This is a genomic window from Yoonia sp. R2-816 (assembly GCF_046762905.1).
In the GTDB taxonomy this organism is placed as follows: domain Bacteria; phylum Pseudomonadota; class Alphaproteobacteria; order Rhodobacterales; family Rhodobacteraceae; genus Yoonia.
The window spans coordinates 1-3,607 of sequence record NZ_JBKQXN010000219.1; the positions used below are offsets into that span (position 1 = coordinate 1).

The 3,607-nt window shown below is 54.1% G+C and carries 2 protein-coding genes; one reads left to right on the plus strand and one right to left on the minus strand.

Features of this window, described 5'->3' with window-relative positions; genetic code table 11:
- Window positions 1-104 precede the first annotated feature (104 nt).
- Complete coding sequence (locus tag ACFWW2_RS15850; RefSeq protein ID WP_393929471.1) at window positions 105-710, minus strand: recombinase family protein; 606 nt, start codon at window positions 708-710, stop codon at window positions 105-107.
- A gap of 94 nt (window positions 711-804) precedes the next feature.
- Here ACFWW2_RS15850 and ACFWW2_RS15855 point away from each other — a divergent pair.
- Window positions 805-3,607 (plus strand): Tn3 family transposase (locus tag ACFWW2_RS15855; RefSeq protein ID WP_393929473.1); only part of this gene is annotated, 2,803 nt, incomplete at its 3' end.

The following is a 3,607-nucleotide window of genomic DNA, read 5'->3' on the forward strand; positions in this document are numbered from 1 at the left end:
TTGGGCTCCAAGCAGACCTCGGATGCGGCGCAGCATCAGCTCTCAACCGTTATTCGCCGCATCTTGCATTAAGGTCCGGTGTTGCTGTCGGAGGTTTGTCAGCATCAGCACGATTGTCTATGCCGTTTCACTATTTCTCCAACGGTGTTTTTCGAAATTCCGAGGTCACGAGCGATCCAGCGATATGAACGGCCATCTGCAACCAACTCCAGTACCTTCGGCATGAGTTTGTCAGATTTCGGCCGTTGGCCCGGCTGGCGGCCAAGTTTTTTGCCGCGTGCACGGGCTGCGGCCAGACCAGATTTCACGCGTTCACTGAGGAGATCACGTTCAAACTGGGCAATTCCAGCTAACATGGTCGCCATCATGCGACCGTGTGGCGTGCCAAGTTCGAATGTCATGCCACTCATTGCGACAATAGAAACCTTCCAGCCAGCCATTCTGTTCAGGGTGTCGAGTAAATCCTGTGTAGACCGCCCCCATCGGCTGAGTTCGGAAACCAGTACAACGTCAATCTTTCGCGCCTGAGCCAAAGCAATGATCTTACTGCGCTCAGCACGATTTGCTTTGATGCCAGATGCAGTTTCCTTGAAGGTGCAGATCACATCATACCCACCGCGTTCGGCAAAAGCTGTCAGTTCTGTAACCTGTCGTTCGCAGGATTGGTCTGACGTGGAAACGCGGGCATAAATGGCAGCACGTTGTCCCAATTGAACCCCCTCCGATTTTGGCGTTGTAAGTTGTTGATTTTGTTGGTGCGTATATTGTCCCGAACAGACTAATGTTTAACAAGGACAATATCAAATGCCAAGACGCCAGATTTTGACAGAGCGCAGCCGCGCATCACTCTTTGATCTACCGATTGACGAACCTTCGATGTTGCGACACTACACCTTGGCCGATGACGATATTGAGCACATCCGCGCTAGACGCCTCGCACACAATCAACTCGGATTTGCGCTTCAGCTTTGTGCCTTCCGCTATCCGGGCCGTTTGTTGATCGCGGGCGAGGTAATTCCCTTGGAAGTGGCAGAATTTGTTGCAGCCCAAATTGGAGTTAAGGGTGTCGATCTAGCCGGATATGCCGAAACCGACGTGACACGGCGACGGCATTTGGTCGATCTTAGATCTATCTACGGGTACAAGATGTTTACCGGGCGCGGGTCCCGTGATCTGAAAGATTGGCTCGACGTGCAAGCTGAGCAGGCACGATCCAACGAAGACCTGGCGCGGCGTTTTGTGGCAGAATGCCGACGAACCCAGATCATTTTACCGGCTGTCTCCAGCATAGAGCGATTATGCGCGGACGCGCTTGTTGAAGCGGAACGACGGATTGAGGCACGCATTGTCAGCCGATTGGGTCAGAACTTGCAAGTTCAGCTCGACGCATTGCTGTCGGAAGACGTGGCTGGTCGGCTCAGTCGGTTTATCTGGTTGCGCCAATTCGAGGTGGGCAAGAACTCCGCCGATATCAACCGTCTGCTTGATCGTCTGGAAATTCTAAAACAGTTTGATCTGCCTTCCCGCTTTTTTGACGATGTGCCGCCCCATCGGATCACGCGCCTGCGCCGTCAGGGTGAGCGCTACTTCACCGATGGTTTGAATGATATTACGAGCGACCGGCGTTTGGCTATTCTTGCCGTCTGTGTCTTCGAATGGAAAGCGGCAATCGCCGATGCGATCGTGGAGACCCATGATCGCATCGTTGGGAAAACTTGGCGTGACGCCAAGAGGCTGTGTGATGCCCAGTTCGCGGACTCAAAGACGGCGTTACAAACGACCCTGCGAGGCTTCTCCAACCTGGGCGCCGCGTTGATTGAAGCGAGCGGCGACGGTGTGGACCTCGAAGATGCAGTTATTTCTACTGGCGGCTGGGATGACCTTGAGCAACTTGTCGCAATGGCAACGCAACTGACCGACAAGATGGCTGCCGAGCCCTTGGCCCATATATCTCAGGGTTTTTACCGCTTCAGGCGCTATGCTCCGCGTATGATAACGGCGCTGGATACAAAAGCGGCACCCATTTCTGAACCGTTGATTGAAGCTGCCCAGATCATTGGGGATGGCGAAAGCAAAGCCAACCACCCGGCGACATTCTTGCGGCGCAACTCCAAATGGCACCGCCATCTTCAGGCGCAAGGTGCCGGTGATCACAAACTATGGGAAGTCGCCGTCCTGTTTCACATGCGTGATGCTTTTCGTTCTGGAGATATCTGGTTGTCTCATTCGCGGCGGTATGCAGACCTCAAACAGGCTTTGGTCCCGCTGGCAGCGGTGCAAAATACACCACGCCTGAGTATTCCATTTGAGCCGATGGCATGGTTGGAAGATCGCAAGACACGAATGGCGGACGGCTTGAGCAGGCTCGCCAAAGCGGCCAGACACGGTGCCATACCGGGTGGTTCAATCGAAAACGGAACGCTCAAACTCGACCGACTGTCAGCGAATGTTCCGGCAGAGGCGGATCAACTCGTCCTTGATCTTTACCGCCGCCTTCCTGATGTGCGCATCACAGACATGCTCCTCGAAGTGGACAAGGCTACTGGTTTTACCGATGCCTTCACGCATCTTCGAACTGGCGTGCCTTGCTCCGACAAAATTGGATTGTTGAACGTCCTACTAGCTGAAGGTCTCAATCTTGGACTGAGCAAGATGGCCGAAGCGTCCAACACCCACGAATATTTCCAGCTCTCCCGTTTGTCGCGATGGCACATCGAGAGTGATGCCATCAATCGGGCGTTGGCAACGGTGATCGAAGCGCAATCATCTCTGCACATGGCACAGTTCTGGGGTGCGGGCACAACGGCATCAAGCGATGGTCAGTTCTTTCCCACCACCCGTCAAGGTGAGGCCATGAACCTCATCAACGCTAAATACGGCAACGATCCAGGGTTGAAAGCGTACACCCATGTCTCGGATCAGTTTGGCCCCTTCGCAACACAGGACATCCCCGCGACAGTCAGCGAAGCGCCCTACATTCTCGACGGTCTGTTAATGAATCCGACCGGTCGAAAAATCCGCGAACAATATGCGGACACCGGCGGTTTCACGGATCACGTTTTTGCTGTGACGTCACTTCTGGCCTATCGGTTCATCCCGCGCATTCGCGATCTTCCGTCCAAACGTCTGTATGTCTTTGATCCAGCATCCACACCGAAAGAACTGAAGGGACTGATTGGCGGCAAAATCAGAGAAAGCACGATCATTGAGAACTGGCCTGACATCCTAAGAAGTGCGGCCACCATGGTTGCAGGCATCATGCCGCCCAGCCAGCTCCTGCGAAAGTTTGCGTCCTATCCCCGCCAGCATGACTTGGCTGTAGCACTTCGGGAAATTGGTCGCATCGAGCGCACGCTCTTCATCATTGACTGGTTGCTTGATGCCGACATGCAGCGGCGCGCCCAAATTGGCCTGAACAAAGGCGAGGCGCATCATGCCCTTAAAAACGCTCTGCGTATTGGTCGTCAGGGCGAAATCCGTGATCGAACCGCAGAGGCACAACACTACCGCATGGCGGGTCTCAATCTGCTCGCTGCAATCATCATCTTTTGGAATACTAACCAGCTAGGGAAAGCGGTTCAGCAGAGGCGAAAGGCTGGATTGGACT